The organism is Rhodoblastus sphagnicola (assembly GCF_002937075.1).
Lineage (GTDB): Bacteria > Pseudomonadota > Alphaproteobacteria > Rhizobiales > Beijerinckiaceae > Rhodoblastus > Rhodoblastus sphagnicola.
On the sequence record NZ_NHSJ01000070.1, the window covers coordinates 1 to 20,981 of the forward strand.

Annotated in this window: 20 protein-coding genes; 6 read left to right on the top strand and 14 right to left on the bottom strand. The window is 65.9% G+C overall.

Translation table 11 applies throughout. The features are described 5' to 3' along the window. Both CCR94_RS25065 and CCR94_RS10945 read left to right on the top strand, forming a co-directional pair. Window positions 1-421: alpha/beta fold hydrolase (locus CCR94_RS25065; protein WP_170068944.1), on the top strand; the 421-nt coding region annotated here is incomplete at its 5' end. Then, entirely contained in the window at window positions 411-1,127 is a 717-nt protein-coding gene (locus CCR94_RS10945; protein WP_158254711.1) for a methyltransferase domain-containing protein, read from the top strand. The genes CCR94_RS25065 and CCR94_RS10945, both read left to right, overlap by 11 nt. Here CCR94_RS10945 and lpxB read toward each other — a convergent pair. The 12 genes from lpxB to pyrH form a co-directional block, all read right to left on the bottom strand. After that, window positions 1,102-2,235: a lipid-A-disaccharide synthase gene (lpxB, locus tag CCR94_RS10950; protein ID WP_104507889.1), complete on the bottom strand. Its 1,134-nt coding sequence runs from the start codon at window positions 2,233-2,235 to the stop codon at window positions 1,102-1,104. The genes CCR94_RS10945 and lpxB overlap by 26 nt on opposite strands. Next, the gene (locus tag CCR94_RS10955; protein WP_158254712.1) at window positions 2,232-3,077 is read right to left on the bottom strand and encodes an LpxI family protein; all 846 of its coding nucleotides are present in this window, start codon (window positions 3,075-3,077) and stop codon (window positions 2,232-2,234) included. Before CCR94_RS10955 ends, lpxB begins: the two co-directional genes overlap by 4 nt. Further along, the gene (gene lpxA / locus CCR94_RS10960) at window positions 3,074-3,871 is read right to left on the bottom strand and encodes an acyl-ACP--UDP-N-acetylglucosamine O-acyltransferase (protein ID WP_104507891.1); all 798 of its coding nucleotides are present in this window, start codon (window positions 3,869-3,871) and stop codon (window positions 3,074-3,076) included. The genes CCR94_RS10955 and lpxA overlap by 4 nt, the downstream gene beginning before the upstream one ends. A gap of 1 nt (window position 3,872) precedes the next feature. Beyond that, window positions 3,873-4,337, bottom strand: coding sequence for a 3-hydroxyacyl-ACP dehydratase FabZ (gene fabZ, locus CCR94_RS10965; RefSeq protein WP_104507892.1), 465 nt, complete (start codon window positions 4,335-4,337; stop codon window positions 3,873-3,875). A gap of 97 nt (window positions 4,338-4,434) precedes the next feature. Further along, window positions 4,435-5,487 carry a UDP-3-O-(3-hydroxymyristoyl)glucosamine N-acyltransferase gene (gene lpxD / locus CCR94_RS10970; RefSeq protein ID WP_104507893.1) on the bottom strand — a complete coding sequence of 351 codons (1,053 nt, stop codon included), beginning with the start codon at window positions 5,485-5,487 and terminating at the stop codon, window positions 4,435-4,437. Between the two features lie 238 nt (window positions 5,488-5,725). Further along, the gene (gene bamA / locus CCR94_RS10975; protein WP_104507894.1) at window positions 5,726-8,242 is read right to left on the bottom strand and encodes an outer membrane protein assembly factor BamA; all 2,517 of its coding nucleotides are present in this window, start codon (window positions 8,240-8,242) and stop codon (window positions 5,726-5,728) included. 428 nt (window positions 8,243-8,670) lie between these two features. Then, window positions 8,671-9,819, bottom strand: a complete 1,149-nt coding sequence (locus tag CCR94_RS10980; protein WP_104507895.1) for a M50 family metallopeptidase — start codon at window positions 9,817-9,819, stop codon at window positions 8,671-8,673. Between the two features lie 77 nt (window positions 9,820-9,896). Next, window positions 9,897-11,096 (bottom strand): 1-deoxy-D-xylulose-5-phosphate reductoisomerase, encoded by a 1,200-nt coding sequence (dxr, locus tag CCR94_RS10985; RefSeq protein WP_104507896.1) that lies wholly within the window; start codon window positions 11,094-11,096, stop codon window positions 9,897-9,899. 14 nt (window positions 11,097-11,110) lie between these two features. Then, the gene (locus tag CCR94_RS10990; RefSeq protein WP_104507897.1) at window positions 11,111-11,992 is read right to left on the bottom strand and encodes a phosphatidate cytidylyltransferase; all 882 of its coding nucleotides are present in this window, start codon (window positions 11,990-11,992) and stop codon (window positions 11,111-11,113) included. Then, window positions 11,989-12,774, bottom strand: coding sequence for an isoprenyl transferase (locus tag CCR94_RS10995; protein ID WP_104507898.1), 786 nt, complete (start codon window positions 12,772-12,774; stop codon window positions 11,989-11,991). The genes CCR94_RS10990 and CCR94_RS10995 overlap by 4 nt, the downstream gene beginning before the upstream one ends. 80 nt (window positions 12,775-12,854) lie before the next feature. Continuing rightward, on the bottom strand, window positions 12,855-13,415 hold the full coding sequence (gene frr / locus CCR94_RS11000; protein WP_104507899.1) for a ribosome recycling factor: 561 nt from the start codon (window positions 13,413-13,415) through the stop codon (window positions 12,855-12,857). A gap of 98 nt (window positions 13,416-13,513) precedes the next feature. Then, window positions 13,514-14,239 carry a UMP kinase gene (gene pyrH, locus CCR94_RS11005; protein ID WP_104507900.1) on the bottom strand — a complete coding sequence of 242 codons (726 nt, stop codon included), beginning with the start codon at window positions 14,237-14,239 and terminating at the stop codon, window positions 13,514-13,516. A gap of 135 nt (window positions 14,240-14,374) precedes the next feature. On the opposite strand from pyrH, the gene CCR94_RS11010 reads away from it, so the two are divergent. Both CCR94_RS11010 and CCR94_RS11015 read left to right on the top strand, forming a co-directional pair. Further along, window positions 14,375-15,811, top strand: coding sequence for a hypothetical protein (locus tag CCR94_RS11010; protein ID WP_104507901.1), 1,437 nt, complete (start codon window positions 14,375-14,377; stop codon window positions 15,809-15,811). A gap of 248 nt (window positions 15,812-16,059) precedes the next feature. After that, the gene (locus CCR94_RS11015) at window positions 16,060-16,257 is read left to right on the top strand and encodes a hypothetical protein (protein WP_104507902.1); all 198 of its coding nucleotides are present in this window, start codon (window positions 16,060-16,062) and stop codon (window positions 16,255-16,257) included. Between the two features lie 248 nt (window positions 16,258-16,505). Here the strand turns inward: CCR94_RS11015 and tsf are convergent, their stop codons facing one another. Next, complete coding sequence (tsf, locus tag CCR94_RS11020) at window positions 16,506-17,432, bottom strand: translation elongation factor Ts (RefSeq protein ID WP_104507937.1); 927 nt, start codon at window positions 17,430-17,432, stop codon at window positions 16,506-16,508. 160 nt (window positions 17,433-17,592) lie between these two features. Further along, on the bottom strand, window positions 17,593-18,591 hold the full coding sequence (locus CCR94_RS11025; RefSeq protein ID WP_104507903.1) for a 30S ribosomal protein S2: 999 nt from the start codon (window positions 18,589-18,591) through the stop codon (window positions 17,593-17,595). Between the two features lie 243 nt (window positions 18,592-18,834). On the opposite strand from CCR94_RS11025, the gene CCR94_RS11030 reads away from it, so the two are divergent. Together CCR94_RS11030 and CCR94_RS11035 are read left to right on the top strand one after the other, a co-directional pair. Next, entirely contained in the window at window positions 18,835-20,103 is a 1,269-nt protein-coding gene (locus CCR94_RS11030; protein ID WP_104507904.1) for an acyltransferase family protein, read from the top strand. Continuing rightward, a complete protein-coding gene (locus CCR94_RS11035; RefSeq protein WP_104507905.1) occupies window positions 20,100-20,975 on the top strand; it encodes an alpha/beta hydrolase in 876 nt (291 codons plus the stop codon). Before CCR94_RS11030 ends, CCR94_RS11035 begins: the two co-directional genes overlap by 4 nt. Window positions 20,976-20,981: the final 6 nt, after the last annotated feature.

Sequence of the window (20,981 nt, forward strand, 5' to 3'; positions counted from 1 at the left end):
CTGGGCGGGGGTGGTCGCCATCAACGCCTTCTCGCGCTTTGTGCTTGATGAGGAGGGGCGCGGCTGCGTGCGCCCGGCCGAGTTGCGCGCCTTGCGGCGGGCCTTGGCGCGCGATCCGGCGGGCTGCGTCGCCGCGTTTCGGGCGCGGCATGACGGCGGGGCGTGCGGCGCGCCGAATGTCGCCGCCTTGGCGGAGGGACTGGATTTTCTGGAGACCGTTGACGTATGTCCGGCGGATGGACCGGCGCTCGTTCTCGCGGCGGAGGACGATCCGCTGGTTCCGCTGGACGCGTCGCGAAATTTGGCGCAAAGCGGCGGCGAACTTTGGCTCAGCGCGACCGGCGGGCATGGCCTGCCCTGGACCGCGCCGGCCTTCTGCGCCGAAACAATCAAGGATTTCCTGCGCCGTCATGGCTGGTGACGCCAAGATCATCGCCGCCTTCGATGCGGCGGCGGACAGCTATGACGCCTGGACCCAGGTTCAGCGCGACGTGGCGCGCGCTTTGGTGGACCGCGCCAGCGGCGCGCCGGCGGGCATCCTCGATATCGGCGCCGGAACCGGCCATGTCACCGGTTTCGCGAAGGAAAAATGGCCGGGCGCGCGAATCGCCGCGCTCGACGCCGCGCCGAACATGCTGGCGCGGCTCAAGGCGAAATTTCCCGAGGTCGAGACCATCAGCGCCGACGCCGCGCATTTTTCCAGCGCCGCGCGTTACGATCTGATCCTGTCGAGCATGGCGCTGCACTGGCTGCCCGAACCGGGGCAAGCGCTCACCCGCTGGCGCGGGCTGCTGGCGCCGGGCGGCGCGCTGCATGTCGCCCTGCCGGTTGAGGGCTCCCTTTGGCAATGGCGGGATTTTTTGCGCGGCGCCGGCTGTCAGGATTCGCTGTGGCCGTTTCCTCGGGCGGATTTCGCGGGCGCCTGCGAGATCGTCGATTTTCCGGCGCGTTTCGACAGCGCGCTCGCCTTCGCGCGCAGCCTGAAGCAGTCCGGCGCACACCGCGCCGCCCCCGGCAGCCAGCCCCTGCCAGCCCCGGCCTTGCGCAAGGCGCTCGCCGGCCAGTCCGGGCCGTTCACGGCGACATTCCGGGTGGGGTTCGTCAGGCTGGACGCGCCAGCGCGATGATCGCATCCGCCGCCGCGTCGCTCGGGGTCTGGCCGCTGGGCAGGAGCATTTTTTCCGCCAGTTTCGCCAGCGCCTCCAGTTGCCGGCGCCTTTCCGGGCCGTCGTCGAGCAAGGCGGCGACCGCTTGCGCCAGCGTCGCGCCATTGGCCTCGTCCTGCAAGAATTCCGGAAAGGCGTTCTCGCCGAGAATGAGATTCGGCAGCACGATGGTTGGCACCTGGATCAGCCGCCGGCCGATGAATTCCTCGATTTTAGGCACTTTGTAGGCGACGACCGTCGGGGTTCCCGACAGGGCCAGTTCGAGCGTCACCGTGCCGGACGCCGCCAGCGCCGCGCGCGCCGTGCGGAAGGCGGCGAATTTTTCCGCCTCGCCGGAGACGACGCGCGGCTTGACCGGCCAGTTCTCGATTTCGGCGCGCACGACCGACTCGACAGGCCCGGCGACCGGCAGGACGAACTCCAGATCCGGGCGTAACACCGCGAGCCGCGCCAGCGCGTCGGCAAAAGCCGACCCCATGCGCGCCACCACCGAGCGGCGCGAGCCCGGCAGCACCAGCACCGGGCCGTCCGCCCGCAAAACCTCGTCACCGCGCAGTTCGGACAAGCGCTCGATCAGGGGATGGCCGACATAGAGGCATTTCGGGCCGCCGAGCCGTTGATGCGCCGCCGGCTCAAACGGCAGCAAAGCCAAGACGAGGTCGATGATTCTCCTCATCTTTTTCGCCCGGCCGGGACGCCACGCCCAGACGGTCGGGCTGACGTAATCCACCACTTTCAAATCCGGCAGCGTTTTCCGCGCTTTTTTCGCGACGCGATGGGTGAAATCCGGGCTGTCGATCAGCACCAGAACGTCCGGCCGCGCCGCGACCACCGCGCGCGCCGTCTCGTCAATGCGGCGCAGCAGGGTGGGCAGGCGCCGCAGCACCGGCAAAATCCCCATCACGGAAATGTCGGACAGCGGAAACAGGCTGACAAACCCGCTTCGCGCCATGGCCTCGCCGCCGACGCCGGAAAACCGCGCCTCCGGGTCGCGGGCGCGCAGCGCCGCCAGCAGTTTCGCGCCGAGCGCGTCGCCCGAGGGTTCGCCGGTGACGATGAAACAGTTCATGGCTGCTCCGCAAAACCGTGGAGGAACAGGCCGGCCCGGCGCGCCTGCGCGGCAAGGCCAGCGCGGTCGAGCATCAGCACGCGACCGCTCGCCACCGCTATGCCGCGCAAAGCGGCTGCTTCCGCGCCGCGCAGGGTTTCCGGCCCGATGGCTGGCAAATCGACGCGCAAATCCTGGCCGCGCTTGGGCGCCTTCACCAGCAGGCCGCCCTTGGCTCTGAAACGGCCGATCTCGCGCAAATGCGCGACGCGCGCGAGCATGGAATCGGTGCCCTCCACCGCCTCCATGGCGATCACGCGGGAATTGGCGACCACCACGGCCTGCCCGCAATCGTAGGCCGAGAGATCGGCCAGGAATTTTTGGGCGAAGGCGAGGTCGGCGGTGAGATCGGCGGGGAATTTTCCCGCCATGTCGCCCGGAGCGGCGAGCAGATCGGGGGCAAGCGCATCCACCCCCACCACCTCGAACCCCTCGCGCTCGAACAGCTTGATCACGCCTTTGAGCGCATGGTCGTCGCCGCCGCGCAAGAACTTGACGATGTCGGGGATGCGCTTGATGCCGCCCCAGTCGAGCCGCAGGTCGCTGAATTCGGGCCGCTTCAGCCCGCCGATGAAGCAGACCTTTTTTATCTCGCGGGCGGAGAATTCCGCGATGGCGCGGCCCAACTGGCCGATGCCGACCCACGCGTGCGGAAAGGACTCGATCCCGGTGTCGGCGATCCCGCGCAGGCCCAGCAGAAAAACCTGCTCGCCGCGCGTTTGGGCGGCGCGGGCCGCGACGAGGGGGAACGCGCCGCCGCCGCAAATCAGCGCGACTTTACCGCCTGGGGCGCTTGCGCTCACGACTCCTTGCCTGCCTCGGGCATGCAGAGCGCCTTGTCGCCGCCCTCGCGGATGAAGGCGAGGATTTCCTCGACTTCCCGAATGCCGGCGAATTCCTCGGCCACGTCCTCGACGCGCTCCTTCAGCGTGCCTTCCGGCGCGAACAAGGCGCGATAGGCGCGGCGCAGCTCATGAATCTGCTCGCGGGTAAAATTGCGGCGCTTGAGGCCGATCAGGTTGAGACCGGTCAGAAAGGCGCGGCTGCCGAAGGCGTGTCCGAACGGAATCAGATCGGCGGCGATGCCGGTCATGCCGCCGACAAAGGCGTGCGCGCCGACGCGGGCGAATTGCACCACCGCCGAGCCGCCGCCGCAGATCACGAAATCCCCGATGGTGACATGGCCGGCGATCATGGTGTTGTTGGAGAAGATGCAGTCGTCGCCGATGATGCAATCGTGGCCGACATGCGCATTGGCGAGGAAGGCGCAACGGTCGCCGACGGTGGTCAGCATGCGCCCGCCCGCCGTGCCCGGATTCATGGTCACGCCCTCGCGGATCAGGCAATCCGCGCCCACGGTGAGCGTGGACTCCTCGCCGCGATATTTCAGATCCTGCGGTTCGTGGCCGATCGAGGCGAAGGGGAAAAGGCGGGTGCGCGGGCCGATTTTGGTCAGGCCGGCCACCACCACATGGGATTTCAGCTTGACTCCGTCGCCAAGCTCGACGTTCGCGCCGATGTGGCAGAACGGGCCGATTTCAACGTCCGCGCCGAGCTTGGCCCCATCCTCGACGATGGCGGTGGGATGAATCGGCATGTTACGCCTTGTCTTCCGGCACGATCATGGCGGAGATTTCGGCCTCGGCCACCAGCGCGCCATCCACCTTGGCCTCGCCCTTGTACCACCACATGTTGCGGCGCTGCTTGATCTTCGTCATGTGAAGCTCGACGCGATCGCCGGGTCCGACCGGCTTGCGGAACTTGGCCTTGTCGATGGTCATGAAATAGACCAGCGGCGGCTTGGCGCCGCCGAGCGTTCCATGCACGCACAACGCGCCCGCCGTCTGCGCCATGGCTTCGATCAGCAGCACGCCGGGAAACACCGGCTTGTCCGGGAAATGGCCGGTGAACTGCGGCTCGTTCGCCGTGACGTTCTTGATGCCGATGCCGAATTCGTCGCCGCGCGCGTCTATGATGCGATCGACCAGCAGAAACGGATAACGATGCGGCAACAATTGCATCAGCCGCTGAATATCGATTGTGGTGAGCGTGACCGTCGTCATACCGTAGCTGCCCGAAAGTTCAAACGAGGATGCCGCAGCTTTAGCGACAGTTTTTTGACGATGCCAGCGCAAATCCGCCTATGCGACGAAAGGCGCGTCAGGCCTTTGCATCGCCATGGCCCTTCTTCATCATCTTATCGACCCAGGCCACCGAGCGCAGCCATTCCCGCGCGCCGCGCGCCGGGGAGCCGCCCATTTTGGCGCCGGGCGGGACGTCGGCCATCACGCCGGCCTGCGCGCCGATCTGCGCGCCCATGCCGATCTTCAAATGGCCGGTGACGCCCGCCTGCCCCGCCAGCACCACGAAATCGCCGATGTCGGTCGAGCCGGATATGCCGACCTGGCTGACGATCACGCAATGGCGGCCGATCGACACATTGTGGGCGATTTGCACAAGATTGTCGATTTTCGTGCCCTCGCCGATCAGCGTGTCGCGGTTGGCGCCGCGGTCGATGGTGGTGTTGGCGCCGATCTCGACGCCATCCTGGATGATGACCCGGCCGGTCTGCGGCACTTTCAGATGGCCGCGCGGGCTCATGGCGAAGCCGAACCCGTCCTGGCCGATGCGGACGCCGGGATGGATGATGACGTCGTTGCCCACCAGCGCGTTGAGCACGGTGGCGTTGGGGCCGATCACGCAATTGCGGCCGATGCGCACGTCCGGGCCGATCACCGCATTGGGGTGGATCACCGTGCCCGCGCCGATTTCCGCGCGCGGGCCGATCACCGCGCCGGGATCCACCGTGACGCCGGCTTCGAGCCGCGCGGTCTGGTGCACCATGGCGCCCGGCTCGACGCCGGCGCCATCAAACAGCGAGCCGGGCCGCGCCGCATCGGGATAGATTTTGGCGCTGACCATGGCGCAGGCGCGATAGGGTTCGGCCACCACCAAGGGAATCACGCCCGCCGGGGTTTTGTCCGCGTGCTTTCCGCCGATCAGGACGGCGGTGGCGCGGGTGGTTTCGAGTTGGCCGACATATTTGGGATTGTCGAGGAAGGCGAGATCGCCCGCCCGCGCCTTGTCGAGCGGGGCGACATCGAGGATTTTCACGTCGAGATCCGCGCCCTCGGGCGCCTTGGCGCCAGTCCAGGCGACAATGTCGGCGAGGCTCGGCTCCACCGCGCGGCGGAAGAATTTTAGGGCATGCATTTGACGGTCCTGAACAAAAAGGCGCGGCTGTCGCCGCGCCTCAGACTGTTGACGATCCGTGGACCGCCCTCGTCATTCGAGACGCCCGCCACGCAGGCTCCTCGGGATGAGGGCTACCGAAATCCCCTTCGGGCGGGATGAGGGCTAAAATCCTCAATGGAGAGAACTCCCTCATGGTGAGAAGGCGCTGGACGCGCCGTCCCGAACCATGGCCATCAGAACGAGGCCATACGGCGGATCAGAAGCTGGTTCCGCCGGAGAAGCTGAACTGCTGCAGCACGTCGGTGCTGCTCTTCGACGTGGCGAAGGCGTAGTTGAAGCGGATCGGACCCATCGGCGAAGCCCAGATCAGGCCGACGCCAACCGACGAGCGGATCAGACCGTTGTCGCTGCCCTGCGTATTGATGCAGGAGCCTTGCGTGGTCTGCTGGTTCTTGTAGCCGTTAACGGTGCCGGTGCGCGCAGGTACGCATACCGCTCCAGATCCCAAGCCAAGATAGCTGCCGAAATTGGTCACGCCCTTGTAACCTTGCAGATTGCCCGCGTCGGCGAACACAGCCAGCTTCAAACCGATATCCTTGGGAATGCCCCATATCGGACTCTGCACCTCGAGCGATCCGCCATAATAATTGGTGCCACCGAGCGCATTGCCTGAATTGCCGCCGACCGTGTTGCTCATGTCGCGCGGGCCGATGCCACCGGGAGCGAAGCCGCGCACCAGTGAATTGCCCAAGTTGAAATTGTCCACGACGCGCAGCGGCTCTTTGCCCCAACCGGTGATGTTGCCGCCCTGGACGCGCGCGATGCCGACCACGTTGTCGAAATAGAGTTCGTGGTAGTAGCGAACGTCGCCCGTGGTGCGGATGAACTTGGAATCGCCGCCGACGCCGGCGAAATCCTGCTTGAGGTTGGCGCTGATGCCCTGGTGCGGGTCGCGGTAATTGTCGAGGTCGGTATAGGACAGGGTATAGCCGACCATCGAGGTGACCCAGTTGCCCGCCGCCTGTTTCAGCGCCAGCGAGGCTTCGCCATTGCTCAGACAGGACGATTGGTTGCTGTCGGACGAGCCGTTCGGGTCGGTGTAGACGCCGGGATTGTTTCTATCCTGATTGTATTTTGAGGAGGCCGACGAGCTACAATCGTTATACAGCATGTTCGACGAGTTCGGGATCGACAGGCGCGAGACATAGGCGGTGTAGCGCGGCGAAAATGTGATTTCGTCCGTGATCGGAACGCCCAGGCGCAGCGTGCCGCCGGTCACCCAGTTGTTGTAATATTGCCAACTCGAGGCCTCGGTGACTTTGCTGTAGGCGTCGAAGCCCGCCGCGAGGCGCTGGTCGAGGAAGAAGGGCTCGGTGTAGTTCAGCTCGATGCCCTTGGAGTACTGACCGACCGACACCGCCGTGCGGATATATTCGCCGCGGCCGAGGAAGTTGGACTGCGACACCGACACTTCCGCCAGAAAACCTTCGGTGGTCGAATAGCCGCCGGACACCGAGAACGAACCGGTGCTCTGCTCCTCGACATCGACATCGAGCACGACGCGATCGGCGGCCGTGCCCTGCTCGTTGGCGATCTTGACCTTCTTGAAGAAACCAAGCGCGTTCAGGCGCTTCTCGGCCTTGTCCACCAGCGTCTTGTTGTAGGCGTCGCCCTCGCCGAGGTCGAATTCGCGGCGGATGACATAGTCGCGGGTGGTGGTGTTGCCGTGGATGTTGATGCGCTCGACATAGACGCGCGGGCCATCCTCGACGACGAAGGCCAGCGCCACCGTGTGATTGACAGGATCCCTGTCGCCGCGCGGGCGGATGTTGGTGAAGGCGTAGCCGCGCCGGCCGACCTCGCGGGTCATGGCCTCGACGGTCTTGTCCACCTGATCGCCGTTATAGAGATCGCCGGTGTGGATGCGCAGATCCGGCTCCAGCGCCGACGCATCGACGCCACGCAGGTGCGATTCGACCGTAGCCGAACTGACCGTATAGGGCAGACCCTCTTCCACCGAAATGGTGACGATGTAGCCGCCCGCTGACGGATCGAAGGTGGCGTCAACCCCGATCACGTGGAAATCGGCGTAGCCGTTCTTGAGATAGTAGCGGCGGATGACTTCCGCGTCCTTGGCGATTCGGTCGGGGTCGTAAACGTCCGAGGACTTCAGCCAGGAGAGGTAATTCATCTCCGTGGTTTCCATCATCCCGATCAGCTTCGAGGACGAGTAGGCATGGTTGCCCTGGAAGCGGATTTCCTTGACGCCGGTCTTGTCGCCTTCCTGGATGTCATAGACGACATCCACAGTGCCGTTTGGCACGGAGACCGTGCGATAGCTGATCTTGGCGGCGCTGCGGCCGGCGCGGCGATAGACGTCGGCGATGCGCTGCACGTCGGTCTGGGCGGCGGCCTCGCTGAAGGCGCCGCCGGAATGCAGGCGGGTTTCCTTCTCGAGATCCTCGGCCTTGACCTTGCTGTTGCCGACAAAGACGACGTGGTTGATCTGCTGGCTGTTCTCGACGACGCGAACGACCAGGGTTCCGCCGGAGCGGTTGATCTTCACATCGGAGAAATAGCCGGTTTCGTAGAGCTTCTTCACGCCCTCATTGGCGTCGCCGCCGATGAAATAGGAGCGAATGGTTTCCGAATCGACCCGCGAGTTGCCCTGGACGATTATCGATTCAGCCATCGCCGCCGAAGAGGCCACGAGGCCGGCGACCAGAATGGCCGCCTGCGCGGACCGACCGAGGAGAGCTTGGCGAAACTTCATGAAAACCCGGTCCTTGAAACTTCACCGTCGCGTTCGGGAGAAACCCGTCCGCTCCGGCCGCCGGCGACCCCGGCGAGAAATTCTGTTCGATGGAACGATATAGCTCCAGCGAAGCAACGCGACTCTGCTTCTACAAGGTTTAAGGTTTCCTGCAAATCCGAAACGCGGCGCATCGTTTTTTTTTACGCCGCAGTGGCCGAAGCGCCACGTTTTTCCGGCTTTTCAGAGGCAAAGCCCCAAAAAAGCCCCACGGGCGCGAGCACGCAAGCCGTTAAACATGGTGAACATTGAGTAAAGCTTGCGGGAAGGCGTCGTCTCTTTCTTCCCACGAAGCCCGTCTCGCGACGGGCGTCCTTCCGGACGCCGCATGACGGAAGGAGACGGGCGTCCTTCCGGACGCCCTTTGGGGCGGGGAGAGCGGACGCTTGTCACCCCAGATTCAGCCATTGCATCGTCAGCCGCGCCACGTCGTTGTAGGTGGCGACGATCATCAGTCCGGCGACGAACGCCATGCCGAAGCGGAAGCCCCACTCCTGCACCTGCTCCGTCAACGCGCGTCCGCGTAAAGCCTCCGCAGCGAAATAGAGCAGATGACCGCCGTCAAGCAGGGGAACCGGCAGGAGATTGAGCAGGCCGATCGAGATCGACAGGATGGCGGCAAGGTTGATCAGCGGCCAGAAGCCGGACTTGGCGACCTCGCCCGAGACTTCGGCGATGCGGAGCGGGCCGGAGAGTTGCTGCGGAGATTCGCGGCCCACGGCAAGCCCGCCGAGATAGGAGCCGGTGCGCGAGATCACGTACCAAGTCTCGTGTCCGGCCTCGACGGCGGCGGCGGGCAGGCTGAAATATTTCTTGCTCCAGTTTTCCGACGCGCCGGACGAGGAGATCCCGAGAATGCCGATGCGCTCCGGTCCGAACGCCGTCTTGATTTCGCGGCGCTCCGGCGTCGCGGTCAACTCAACCGGGGCGCCGTCGCGCAAAACGCTGAATTTCAGGGTCACGTCTCCGCTGGCGGTGACGATGCGCTGCATTTCGCCGAAGGATTCGATCTTGCGGCCGTCGATGGCGGTGACCAGATCGCCCTTGTGGAAGCCGGCGAGCGCGGCGCGACCGCCTTCGATCAGCGTGTCCACGCGCGGGATCAGGACATCGCGGCCCTGGACGTAAAACATCCCGGTGAAGATCGCGAGCGCCAGTATGAAATTGGCGATCGGGCCGGCGGCCACGGTGGCGGCGCGCCTGGGAATGGATTGCGCGGCGAAGGTCCCGGCGCGCTCTTGCGCCGACATGGCGGCGACGGCCTCATGGTCCGTGGCGCTGGCGCCATTGGCGTCGCCGTGGAACTTGACATAGCCGCCGAGCGGCAACAGCGCCAAGCGCCAGCGTGTGCCCCAACGGTCGGTGAAATGGGCGATTTCCGGCCCAAACCCCAAGGAAAAGGCGTCAACCTTGATGCCGCAGGCGCGCCCGACCAGGAAATGGCCGAGTTCGTGGACGAACACCACGAGGCTGAGAACAAAAACGAAAGGCGCGAGATAGGTCACGATCAGCGTCCAGATCGATTCGAGCAGCGGCATAAGGGAACTCCTCCGCGCCTCCGCGCCATTGAGCGCGGGGCATGGTTACCAACTGCTTAACAATGCCGGATCGGGCGTTAACCGCCAAGCCCCCTGAGCCGGCCCAGGGATGTTTCTCGTACAATATGGTCAACGGCGAGCGCTTCCTCAACATCCGCCGGCGCCTTTGTCGAATTTTTGCGCGCATAATCCTCGCACACCGCTTCAACTTGCCGCGCTATATCGTTGAATCCGATTTGCTTTTTCAGGAAAGCCGCCACCATGATTTCATTGGCGGCGTTGAGGACGGTGGGCATGACGCCGCCGGCGCGCAGAGCGGCCATGGCCACACGCAGCGCCGGGAACCGGTCGAGATCGGGCTTTTCGAACGTCAGTGTGCCGATGGTGGCGAGATCGAGACGGCGCACGCTGGTGGCCACCCGTTCGGGCCAGGCGAGGCAATGGGCGATCGGCGCCTTCATGTCGGGGTTGGCCATGCCCGCCGTCACCGCGCCGTCGGCGAAGGAGACCATGCCGTGGACGATGCTCTGGGGATGGACGACCACGTCGAGCTTTTCGGCGGGGATGGCGAAAATATGCAGCGCCTCGATCAATTCGAGGCCCTTGTTCATCAGGCTGGCGGAATCGATGGTGACTTTTGGCCCCATCGCCCAGTTGGGATGGGCCAGCGCCTGTTCCGGCGTCGCGGCGGCGATTTGTTCGGCGCTCCAGGCGCGGAACGGACCGCCCGAGGCCGTGAGCCACATGGTCTCGACATTTTCGATGGGCTCGCCGCCGAGCGCCTGGAAAATGGCGTTGTGCTCGGAATCCATCGGAAGAATTTTCACGCCCTTGCGTCGCGCGTTGCGCATGAAGGCTTCGCCGGCGCAGACCAGGCATTCCTTGTTGGCGAGCGCGACATCGAGGCCGGCTTCCACGGCGGCGTAAGTCGGTATGACGCCGGCGGCGCCCGCGATCGCGCCCACGACGAGGTCGGCGGGCGTCACCGCCGCTTGCGCCAGCGCCTTCGGGCCGGCGGCGCATTCGATCCCCGAACCCGACAGTTCCGCCTTGAGTTCGGCATAGGCGGCTTCGTCGGCGATGGCCGCGAAGCGGGCGCCCAGGACTTTCGCCACGCGGGCGAGGTTTTTCGCGTCGCGTCCGCTCGCCACCGCCCCGACCTCGAACCGGCCGGGCGCGCCCGCGATCACCGCCTCGGTGGAGCGCCCGATCGAGCCGGTGGCTCCCAGAATGTTGAGTTTCTTAGGTTTTGGCGTGGGAGCGAGCGCGAGCGACATGGGACAAACTCTTGTCAGGACCAGAAGAACAGCCCGGCGGCGGCGCTGGGCCAGCCTTGGAGCGCCACGCGCAGCAAGCCGAACAGAGCGGCGAAGATGGCGGCGAAGATGAAACCGTCGAGTCGGTCCATCACCCCGCCGTGGCCGGGAATGAGGCGGCTGGAATCTTTCACATTGGCGCGCCGCTTGAGCCAGGATTCGAACAGGTCGCCCCCCTGCGCGACGGCGCCGGCGGCGAGGCCGAGCAGAAGGACAGGGAAGAACGGCGCGCGGACATTAGGCCAGAACGCCGCCGTCGTCGCGCCCAGAACCGCGCCGCAGCCGACGCCGACCAGAAAGCCCGACCAGGTCTTTCCCGGCGAAATGCTCGGCGCCAGCTTCTTGCCGCCGATGAGACGGCCGCCGAAATAGGCGCAGACATCCGTGCCCCAGACCACGGCGAACAGCCAGCCAATGGCGCAAATGCCGAAAAAGGCCGGCTGGCGCAGCGCCGCCACCGACAGCAGCAGGCCGCCGCAATAGAACATGCCGGCGCCCGCCAGCAAGCGGTAGCCGGCGCCGGCGGCCCAGGCGTTGAAGACGGCGGCCAGCGTCAGGGCGAGCAGGGCGAGTTCGTACTGGCGCAGGCTTTGCAGGCCGAGCGCGAGAATGAGCGCGGCCGCGCCGACGATGCGCCGGCTCCACGGCAACTGACCGCCGATCAGATCGCCCCATTCCCAATGCGCGGCCAAAGCGGCGACCAGCCAGAACAGGCCGAAGGCGACGCCGCCGAACCACAGCGCGGCCACGGCGGCGGCGACCAGCACCAGGGCCGAGGCGGCGCGCAGGCCGAGGTCGCCGAAGCCGCCGCCCGCCGGCTTCAGGCCGGCGAAACGCGAGGACAGGGGCGCGCTCATGACGCCGACGCCACTTGCGAGGGCGCAGCTTCCGGATGTTCCTTGTTGACGCCGCCGAACCGCCGCTCGCGGGCGCGAAAAATATCGAGCGCCGACTGGAACGCCTGCCGGTCGAAATCGGGCCAATAGATCGGCAGGAACACCAGTTCGCTATAGGCCGATTGCCACATCAGGAAATTGGACAGGCGCATTTCTCCGGACGTGCGGATGATCAGGTCGGGGTCCGGCGCGAACGGCGTGCCGAGCCGGCTGGCGAACAGGGTTTCGTCGATGTCGTCGGGCGCGATCCGGCCCGCCGCGACGTCGCGGGCGAGGCTGCGCGCGGCGGCGACGATCTCCTGGCGCGCGCCGTAATTGAAGGCGACCAGCAGGTCGAGCTTGGAATTATGGCGGGTGCGCGCCTCCGCCTCGTCCAGCAACGCGACAATGTCGGGTTTCAGGTTTTCGCGCTCGCCGATCACTCTTACCCGCACGCCCTCCTGCTCCAGCGTGCGCAGGTCGGAGCGGATGAAGAATTTCAGCAGGCCCATCAGTTCGGAGACCTCCGCCGGCGGGCGCGACCAGTTCTCCGAGGAAAAGCTGTAGACCGTGAGATAGCGCACCCCGAGGTCGGCGGCGGCGCGCACGGTGCGGCGCAAGGCCTCGACGCCGCGCCGGTGCCCCTCGAAGCGCGGCAGGCCGCGCTGCGCCGCCCAGCGGCCGTTGCCGTCCATGATGACGCCAACGTGCAAGGATGCGGAAAGGTCGGCGCCCTGCGCGATCAATGCCTGCTTGTCCTTCATCCAGTCCCGTCCGCAGCCCAGCTCTCCGCCCGTCGCCAGACCGTCAGCATAACGGCCGAGGCCCCGCCGCCGCAAGATCGTTAAACCTGCATGATTTCCTTTTCCTTGGCCGCGAGCGCCTGATCGACCTCGACGATGGCGGCGTCGGTGGCCTTCTGCACCTCGGCCTCGTGACGCTTCTCGTCGTCTTCGCTGATGGTCTTGTCCTTGACCAGCTTCCTCAGGATTTCCATGCCGTCGCGGCGCACATGGCGCACGGCGACGCGGGCTTCCTCGGTATATTTATGGGCGATCTTGGCCAGCTCCTTGCGGCGCTGCTCGTTGAGCTCGGGGATGCGAATGCGCAGGATCTGGCCTTCGGTGGTGGGCGACAGGCCGAGATTGGCGTCGCGGATGGCGCGATCGACCGCGCCGACCATGTTCTTGTCCCACACCTGCACCGCCAGCGCGCGGGCTTCCGAGACCGAAATCGTGGCGACCTGGTTGATCGGCATCGCCTGGCCGTAGCACTCGACCATCACCGGCTCCAGCAGCGCCGCCGAGGCGCGCCCCGTGCGCAGGCCCGTGAGTTCGTGCTTCAGCGAGGCTATGGCGCCCTGCATGCGGCGCTTGATGTCGGAGATGTCAAATTCGGCAGCCATTCACTTCCCCTTTTGCCGAGCGGCGGCGGGGTCGCCTTTTGGCGCCCTTCGCGTCAACCCGGCCTTATCAGCGGAACGCCTCGGTCCCGCCTAAAAAATCACGCCGGCAGGACGTGCGTCGCCCTGCCCTTTCCTTCCAGAGCGGCGCGTATGGCGCCGGCTTCCGCGATGGAGAACACGATTATCGGAATCCGGTTCTCTCTCGCAAGGGCAAATGCCGCCGTATCCATCACCGCGAGGTTTTTGGCGATCGCCTCGTCGTGGGTCAGCCGGTCGTACCGCGTCGCGGTCGGGTCTTTTTTCGGGTCCGCCGTATAGATGCCATCGACCTGCGTCGCCTTCATGATGGCGTCGCAGGACAGTTCCGCGCCGCGCAGGGCCGCGCCGGTGTCGGTGGTGAAGAACGGATTGCCGGTGCCGCCGGCCAGCATCACGATGCGGCCCTTGGCGAGGTGGTGCAGCGCCGCCTGCCGCGAATAGGGCTGGCACAGCGACGGCATGGCGACCGCCGACAGCGCGCGGGCCGACTGGCCCAGCTTCTCGATGGCGTGCTCCATGGCCAGCGCGTTCATCACCGTGGCCAACATGCCGATGGAATCGGCGCGCGCGCGCTCGATGCCCTTGTCGGCGCCCTGGATGCCGCGAAAGAAATTGCCGCCGCCGACGACGACCGCGATCTCCGCGCCGAGTTCGGCGGCCGAAACCAGATCGGCGGCGATGCGGTCCACGGTGGCGCCGTCGAGTCCGTGGGTCTGACCGCCCTGCAAAGCTTCGCCGGACAGCTTGACCACCACCCGTTTCCACAGCGGCGACTGCGAAGCCATGCAAGTGTCCCCAAAATCTCAGCGGCCCGGACGATTCGCGCAGGCGCCGCTTTCATAGGCTTCCCCGCTTTCCCGCGCAAGAACACCCGTCACGGCCGAAATCGGCTGTTAATTCCTTTAGGGCATCCTTGCGTCATGACCATGCCCGTCTCCCTTTCCGCCGCCCCGTCCGCCACGCGCCTGCCCGACGCGGTTTACGCGCTGATCGCGCCGCTGCTGGCCCTGGCGCTGACGCTGGCCTCGCCCGCCGTGCTCAATGACGGCGACACCTGGTGGCATATCGCCGCTGGCCAGTGGATTCTCGCCCATCGCGCGGTGCCGACCACGGACATCTTTTCGTTCTCGGCCCCCGGAATTTACTGGAACGCCCACGAATGGCTGGCGGAAATCCTGTTCGCCGGCGCGTTCAAGGTCGCCGGCTGGAGCGGCGCGGTGGCGCTGACGGGCGCTTTGGTCGCCGGGACGCTGCTGATCCTGACCCGCCGCGCCCTGCGCGACGGCTTGAGCGGCATCCCGCTGCTGGCGCTGATGCTGGTGGGGTTCAGCCTGATCGCGCCGAGCCTGCTGGTGCGCCCGCATCTGTTCGGCCTTTTCCTGCTGGCGTTCTGGGTCGATCGGCTGATGGCGGCGCGCGCGGCGGACAAGGCCCCGCCGTTTTGGCTCGCCGGCGTCATGCTGCTCTGGGTCAACATGCACGCGAGTTTCCTGCTCGGGCTGGCGCTGATCGGTCCCTTCGCGCTGGAGGCGCTGGTCGAGGCGCGCGCGGACAAACGGCTGAAGGTTTTGCGCGGCTGGGCCTTGTTCGGCGTGTGCGCGGCGCTGGTCTGCCTGATCAATCCGCAGGGTTTTCACACCTTCGTCTTTCCGCTCACCGTGATGAACCTGAAAACGCTCGGGAGCATCGTCGAATGGCGGGCGATGAGTTTCGATCATTTCGAGCCGATGGAGCTGGCCCTGCTGGCGCTGGTCGGCCTCGCCCTGTTCCGCCCCGTGCGGGTGAAACCCTTGCGCCTCGTGGTACTGCTCGGGCTGATCCACATGGCGCTGCACCAGGGCCGCCACCAGATGATCTTTGGCATTGTCGCGCCGCTGCTGCTGGCCGGGCCGATGGCGGCGGCTTTTCGTGGCGAACAGCCGGTGTCGCGCCGCGATGGCGCCCTGTGGCGCGGCGGCTTCGCGCTGATGGCGCTGCTGGCGGCCGTGCGGCTGCTGGTTCCGCTGGAGCGCGTGGACACGCCGACCGCGCCGCTGTCGGCGCTCGCCGCCGTTCCGCAGGTTCTACGCGACAAACCGGTGCTGAACGAATTGAGTTTTGGCGGGCCGCTGATCTATTCGGGCGTCAAACCGTTCATCGACGGCCGTTTCGACATGTATGGCGACGCCTTCTTCTTCCGCTACGATCATATGGTGGCGGGCGACGCGGCGGCGTTCGACGCCGGCGTGGCGCAATACGGGTTTAGATGGACCCTGCTGCCGCCGGCCGCGCCGCTCAACAAGGTTTTGGCGGGGCGTCCCGAGTGGAAGAGGATTTATGGCGATGACTTCGCCGTGGCGTTCGCGCGAGTAGACTAGCGCAATTTTCGAGCGAAGCAGATGCCGGTTCGCTTGAAAATGCTCTAGCGGGGCGATCCACCACGAACGCGGCCGCGGCGCAAAACCTTCCCCGCCGCCAGCGCTCCCGTCCTGCCGACAGGCGCGGATCGGCAACACAACCAAAAATTGTTAATAGAGACTTAAACACAACTTTAACGTGTCGCCACATTGGCGCCATACTGGCGTCGCGGTCGATGAGTCGCGGCCGCGCTGGAGAGGTACGGACAATGACAGCCCAGGCCTTGGAATTAGCGGAACGCGCATGGATCAATATCGTCTATGCGCGCGCCGAACTCATGCGAAGTCATCTGAACAGCGAGACATACCTTCGCGTGGTCGGGCATCTCGACGATGCGCTGGATGATCTGAAAGCTCTGGCCCCGGAGAATTTCGAACCGATGAACGGCGAAGAACGCGCCGCTTGATCCGGCTGACAGACTCGGCGACTCTGTCGCCTAGAGCGCGATGCGTTTCCACGGAAACGCATCGCGCTCTAGAGTCTTTGTTTTCGCATGATCTTTTCCAAAAACCGGCGTCCACTTTTTGGGATCATGCTCTGGCGCGGCGGCGTTTGCAACCCGTCCCGGCGCGCGACGCGCTGGGGCGGGTTTTCAGCGTGTCGACGCAGGCCACGCCCGGCGCAGGCCGGGCATGACGCGCCGGGATTTAAGCCTCAGCCGCCCGAAACCGCCGCCGCGACTTCCGCCGCGAAATCGGCTTCCGCCTTCTCGATGCCCTCGCCCAGGCCATAGCGCACGAAACCCTTGAGCGCGACCGGCGCGCCCACGGTCTTGGCGGCTTCAACCACGGCCTGCGCCACGGTCTTGCCGTTGTCGTGGATATAGGCCTGCTCGACCAGCGTGACTTCCTTGAAATAGGTCTTCAGGCCGGATTCGACGATCTTTTCCAGCACATGGGCCGGCTTGCCCGCGTTCTTTTCGCGCAAAACGTTCTTCTCGCGCTCCACCACCGCCGGATCGACGCCGGTCGCATCCAGCGCCACCGGATTGGTCGCGGCGACGTGCATGGCGATTTTCCGCCCGAGTTCGGCCAGCGCCGACGTGTCGCCGGTCGATTCCAACGCCACGAGAACGCCGATCTTGCCCAGGCCCTCGCCGACGGAATTGTGCAGGTAATGGCCGACCACGCCTTCGGAAACCTTCAACAAGGCGGCGCGGCGCAGCGTCATGTTCTCGCCGATGGTGGCGATGGCGTTGGAGATGGCGTCGGCCACATTGCCTTCGCCGCCGGGATAATGCTGGGCCTTCAGCGTCTCGACGTCGGCTTCGCCCTTTTCGGCCGCGACCAGCGCGATCGTCTTGACCAGCGCCTGGAATTCCTCGTTGCGGGCGACGAAATCGGTCTCGGAATTCACCTCGACCACGACGCCGGTCGTGCCGGACGTGGCGATGCCGATCAGGCCTTCCGCCGCGACGCGGTCCGACTTCTTGGCCGCCTTGGACAGACCCTTCTTGCGCAACCAGTCGACCGCCGCCTCGATGTCGCCGTTGCTCTCGGTGAGCGCCTGCTTGCAGTCCATCATGCCGGAGCCGGTCTTTTCGCGCAGATCCTTCACCAGTGCGGCGGTGATATTGGCCATGAACGTCATCCTCTTGTGCTCGGCCGGCGAATTTTTCGCGGCGCCGGCGTATGAAAACCCGAATCGATGAAGGCGCCGCGACAGCAGGCGCCGGTCAAACAGACGGCGCGCCATTGTTGGCGCGCCGCATAAAACTTCGTCGGAGACGAAAGATCCCGCCTCAGGCGGCGATCATTTCGCGGGCCTGGCTCACCCAACCGGCGACGCGGCCGTTGAGCTTCAAATCGGCGTCGATCTTGGCGGCGTCGGCTTCCGTCATGGCGGCGAACTGCCAATAATGGAACAGGCCGGCGTCGGCGAGCTTCTTCTCGACCTGCGGGCCGACGCCCGCGAGCTTGGACAGATCGTCCGGCGCGCCGCGCGGCGCGGTCAGCAGTTCGAACACCTCGGTGGAGGCGAGTTCGACCTCGGCGGGCAGTTCGATGGCGACCGGCGCCTCGGCGGCGCCGAGATCCATGCCCAGCGAGCCCTGGCTGCGGGAAATGCCGTCCAGCGCGGCGCGGGCGACCAGATCGCAATAGAGCGCGATGGCGCGGCCGGCGTCGTCATTGCCGGGAATCGGGAAGGTGATGCCGTCCGGATCGCAATTGGTGTCGAGGATGGCCGCGACGGGAATGTTGAGGCGCGCCGCCTCCTTGATCGCCAACTGCTCCTTGTTGGTGTCGATCACGAAGATCAGGTCGGGCACGCCGCCCATGTCCTTGATGCCGCCCAGCGCCTTTTCCAGCTTGTCGCGCTCACGCGACATCATCAGGCGCTCTTTCTTGGTGAGGCCGGAGGCGCCGGAGTTGAGCTGGTCGTCAATCTTGCGCAGGCGCGAGATCGAGGCCGAAATGGTCTTCCAGTTGGTCAGCATGCCGCCGAGCCAGCGGGAATTGATGTAATACTGGGCGCAACGCTTGGCGGCGTCGGCGATCTGCTCCTGCGCCTGACGCTTGGTGCCGACGAACAGCACGCGGCCGCCGCGGGCCACGGTGTCGGACACCGCCTTCAGCGCCTGATGCAGCAGCGGCACGGTCTGGGCGAGGTCGATGACGTGGATGTTGTTGCGGGTGCCGAAAATGAACGGGGCCATTTTCGGGTTCCAGCGGTGCGACTGGTGGCCGAAATGCGCGCCAGATTCGAGCAGGCTGCGCATGGAAAAGTCGGGAAGCGCCATAGTTTCTCTCCGGTTGGACCTCCGCGGACGATGGGCTGGACGTCCAGCCACCGGAGCGCCGCCTTGAGACAGGAGCGCGCATGTCCGCGTGTGGGATGGAGGGGCGTCTAGCTCAGAATTTTGAATTTGGCAAGGAGTCGCGACGAGATTCCGCAATGCCGCCGAAAGCCGCGCCCCGGATCATGCAATCGTTAAGGGTTGCATGATTACCTTGCGTCATCCAAAACCTGGAGCCACGGTTTCATGGCGCGACCCCTTGCAGTTCCGGAGCCGGGCCGGCTGGCGCATCTCGAATCGATCCGGGGCCTCGCGGCGTTGCAGGTGCTGTTGCTGCATGTTTTCAGCGCCTTTTTTCCGGCGCTGGTGTTCCTTGGCTCCGAACCGGTCTGGGCGCGCATCCTGCACGGCTCGCCGCTGTTCCTGCTCTGCGACGGCTACAGCGCCGTCTATATCTTCTTTGTGCTGAGCGGGGTCGTCCTGACCTTCGCGTTCCAGCGCCAGTTGGCGCATCCTGCGGCCGCGCTGCTGTCGCGGGTGGTCAGGCTGTTCATTCCGGCCTTTTGCGCTTGCCTGCTAGCGGCGCCGTTCAGACTCGTTTTCGGCGACCTTCACGCGCGAGCCGGTCTCATCACCGGGTCGAACTGGCTGGTTCACGCCTTCAGCCCGCCGCCGGGACTGGCGCAATGGCTCAAGGACGCCACGCTCAATCCGCTGTTCCTCGGCTACGACAACAGCTTTCCGTTCGAGGCGCCCGGTTTCGCCGAATCGATAAATCACGCCTATGTCGCGCCGCTGTGGTCGCTCAGCATCGAGTTGCAGGGCTCGATTCTGGTGTTCCTGCTGGTGCTGGGGGCGCGGGCGACAAGATTCTGGCCTGTCGTCCTCGCGGCGCTGGCGCTCCTTATCTTCAGGTCGCATTTCATCTGCTTTCTCGCCGGACACGCCATCGCGCTGGCGATTCAAGCGCGGCAAAGGGCGCGGGGATCCCTGCATTTGCCGCAGGCGCTGGCGGTCGGCCTGCTGGTTTTGGGCGGCTTTCTCTGCCTTCAGGAGGAATTCGGCCGCCACGCCGAATTCGGCCGGCTCGCGCTCACCCGCGCGGCTTGCGACCTGTCGCTGTTCAGCCTGCCCTGCCAGGCCTTCCCGCAAAAAATTTACGGCGCGATTTTCCTCTTCATCGGGCTGGCGTTTTCGGCGCCGCTCGGCCGGGTGCTGACGCGGCCGGCCTTTGTCGCGCTCGGCCGGCTGTCCTTTCCGATCTATCTGGCGCATTGGCCGATCCTGATGGGGGGCGGCTCCTTCGTCGTGGTCGCGCTGGCGCCGGGGATCGGGGTTGCGCTTGCGGGAGTCGCGGCGGGCTTTTTGGTGATCGCGGCCACATTCGCGCTGGCGCGGCCGTTCAGCCGCGTCGATGCGTTCGCCATCGCCACGGCGCGGCGCTGCCGCGCGCTGCTGACGGGGCCAGTTGAAAATCGCGCCGCGCCCGAGGCCGCGACGCCGGCGCGGTCATGAGACGCGCGCGCATGATCTGGCTTGGCCTCGCCCTCTTCGCCGCCGCCGTTCCGGCGCTGGTCTGGCTGGCGGGTTCGGCCATGGTGTGGGGCCGGGTTCCCGTCGCCGCCGTTCCCGCCGTGGCGCCGGCGCGCGACCTGACCCTGACCGCCGCCGACGGCATCACGCTTGCCGCCACCTTCTGGCCGGGCCGCAGGCCGGGCTCGCCGGGCATCGTGCTGCTGCACGGCGTTTTCGCCGACAGGACCGGCTATGCCGCCCAGGCCGGCTGGCTGGCGCGACAGGGGTTTGCGGTTCTTACCGTCGACCTGCGCGGCCATGGCGGGTCCGGCGCGGCGGCGCACAGCTTCGGCCTGAGCGAATCGCGCGACGCCCGCGCCGCCTTCGACTGGCTGAAAGCGCGGCAGGCCAACGCGCCGGTCGGGGTGATCGGCATCTCGCTTGGCGGCGCCGCCGCGCTGCTCGGCGACGATGGCCCCCTGCCCGCGCAGGCTCTCGCCCTGGTCTGCGTCTTTCCCGACATTGACGCCGCCATTCGCAACCGCGTGGCCGCCCATGCGCCGGAGCCCTTGCCCAGTTTGCTGACGCCCCTGCTGAAATACCAGTCCTATCCGCGTTTCGGCGTCGGGCCGGAGCGGTTGCGGCCGATCGAGGTTTTGCGCAAGGTGACGGCGCCTGTGCTCATTGTCGGCGGCGGCGCCGACGCCTACACGCCGCCGGAGGAAAGCCGCGCCATGCTGGCCGCCGCCGCCGGTCCAAAGGAGTTGCTGCTGCTCGACGGCATGGACCACGCCGCCGCCACCTGGGCCGACACGCCGGCCTATCGCGAGCGGTTGAAGGCGTTTTTTGTCGGGGCGCTTGGCGCGCCCTGATCCGCG

Bases quoted from the DNA above. Each gene is read 5' to 3' on its own strand.
- CCR94_RS10945 (WP_158254711.1), top strand. From the start codon at position 411: ATGGCTGGTGACGCCAAGATCATCGCCGCCTTCGATGCGGCGGCGGAC.
- lpxB (WP_104507889.1), bottom strand. From the start codon at position 2,235: ATGAACTGTTTCATCGTCACCGGCGAACCCTCGGGCGACGCGCTCGGC.
- lpxA (WP_104507891.1), bottom strand. From the start codon at position 3,871: ATGCCGATTCATCCCACCGCCATCGTCGAGGATGGGGCCAAGCTCGGC.
- fabZ (WP_104507892.1), bottom strand. From the start codon at position 4,337: ATGACGACGGTCACGCTCACCACAATCGATATTCAGCGGCTGATGCAA.
- lpxD (WP_104507893.1), bottom strand. From the start codon at position 5,487: ATGCATGCCCTAAAATTCTTCCGCCGCGCGGTGGAGCCGAGCCTCGCC.
- bamA (WP_104507894.1), bottom strand. From the start codon at position 8,242: ATGAAGTTTCGCCAAGCTCTCCTCGGTCGGTCCGCGCAGGCGGCCATT.
- CCR94_RS10980 (WP_104507895.1), bottom strand. From the start codon at position 9,819: ATGCCGCTGCTCGAATCGATCTGGACGCTGATCGTGACCTATCTCGCG.
- dxr (WP_104507896.1), bottom strand. From the start codon at position 11,096: ATGTCGCTCGCGCTCGCTCCCACGCCAAAACCTAAGAAACTCAACATT.
- CCR94_RS10990 (WP_104507897.1), bottom strand. From the start codon at position 11,992: ATGAGCGCGCCCCTGTCCTCGCGTTTCGCCGGCCTGAAGCCGGCGGGC.
- CCR94_RS10995 (WP_104507898.1), bottom strand. From the start codon at position 12,774: ATGAAGGACAAGCAGGCATTGATCGCGCAGGGCGCCGACCTTTCCGCA.
- frr (WP_104507899.1), bottom strand. From the start codon at position 13,415: ATGGCTGCCGAATTTGACATCTCCGACATCAAGCGCCGCATGCAGGGC.
- pyrH (WP_104507900.1), bottom strand. From the start codon at position 14,239: ATGGCTTCGCAGTCGCCGCTGTGGAAACGGGTGGTGGTCAAGCTGTCC.
- CCR94_RS11010 (WP_104507901.1), top strand. From the start codon at position 14,375: ATGACCATGCCCGTCTCCCTTTCCGCCGCCCCGTCCGCCACGCGCCTG.
- CCR94_RS11015 (WP_104507902.1), top strand. From the start codon at position 16,060: ATGACAGCCCAGGCCTTGGAATTAGCGGAACGCGCATGGATCAATATC.
- tsf (WP_104507937.1), bottom strand. From the start codon at position 17,432: ATGGCCAATATCACCGCCGCACTGGTGAAGGATCTGCGCGAAAAGACC.
- CCR94_RS11025 (WP_104507903.1), bottom strand. From the start codon at position 18,591: ATGGCGCTTCCCGACTTTTCCATGCGCAGCCTGCTCGAATCTGGCGCG.
- CCR94_RS11030 (WP_104507904.1), top strand. From the start codon at position 18,835: ATGGCGCGACCCCTTGCAGTTCCGGAGCCGGGCCGGCTGGCGCATCTC.
- CCR94_RS11035 (WP_104507905.1), top strand. From the start codon at position 20,100: ATGAGACGCGCGCGCATGATCTGGCTTGGCCTCGCCCTCTTCGCCGCC.